Source organism: Psychromonas sp. (assembly GCF_983033635.1).
The window spans coordinates 1-1,038 of record NZ_CEZLMY010000149.1 but is presented as its reverse complement, the minus strand read 5'-3'; the positions used below and the strand labels follow the sequence as shown (position 1 = coordinate 1,038).

At 38.2% G+C, this 1,038-nt stretch carries 1 protein-coding gene and 1 pseudogene; both read right to left on the bottom strand.

Annotated features, from left to right (window positions below; all coding sequences use genetic code 11):
• Positions 1-239: hypothetical protein (locus AC4GME_RS14985; RefSeq protein ID WP_490379670.1), on the bottom strand; the 239-nt coding region annotated here is incomplete at its 3' end.
• A gap of 553 nt (positions 240-792) precedes the next feature.
• Positions 793-1,038: pseudogene (locus AC4GME_RS14980) on the bottom strand (cell division protein DivIVA); the annotation flags it as partial.

Genomic DNA, 1,038 nt, shown 5'->3' with positions numbered 1-1,038 from the left:
ATTACAGCGGCTGTAAATGGAATAAAAAAACTAAAAATTTTCATTATATAAACCGGTTTGTTGAGCTTTTTCGCCTTGTTTAAGAAGAAAAAGCTGTTATTAATGCGTCCTAGCGAAACTACAAATGTAATCATAGCTTGTCTTTTAAATAGATAGCAAATTTTACCAGAAATCCCAGCTTTGGGCTGCCTGATGTTAATCGCCATTTGCAATGCACGTTCAACTAAATCAACTGTCATACGTCTTGTAGTGGTTTAGTAAATGGTCATGCTTTTAGAGCCGTTTTAGCCATATTTTTTTAAGGCACTTTGTGTGCCCCAAGCACACTTAACTATCAATAAAAAAACGGCACTAATCACTCTCTAGTAATGCCGTCACTCTATCTTAAAGCTAACGAGTTAGTGAGGGTTTAGGCTGTTGTAGTGATGCTCGCTTTTTCCCGAAAGCGAGCATCGCAGTAGCCAAGTTAATTTAGCCACATATTTTTAGTTTCTAACTCGCTTGGGGCGAAAGCGCCTTACAAAAAATTGCAAAATAACTCTAAAAGCCTAGCCATTTTACTAATGCACTTCAGTATGTACATAGCTGTAATACCGAGTCGACAGCAATAACAGAGCAGTGAAGAACGCCCCCATGTAAGAGCAAAATTCATTTTCAACGTTGAATTGTTGTTTACTATCCTTCTCCTAACTTACGCCAGAGTTATTTTGAGCAATAGCTTTCATTAAAATAAAAGCCGAGCCCAGAATAAGCTATATTGAATACTCGGGCCAATCGAAGATACTGTGACAATCAATATTTATTTAGCATGCCGTTATGGTTCATCGCCAAAATGTCCTCATAAATCTCATCAAGCGGGGTTTTTCCACCATCAGCTTCTCGGCTTAAATTATCGGCTTCCAATCGGGCTTTACGCGTTAAGGCGATGGTTTTTTCTGTATCGGCTTTCATTTTTTCTTGGCTAACAAGGGAATTTTCCAATGACTCGATACGCGCTATTTTGACATTGAAAATCGCTTGATATTTGGCATAGGATTC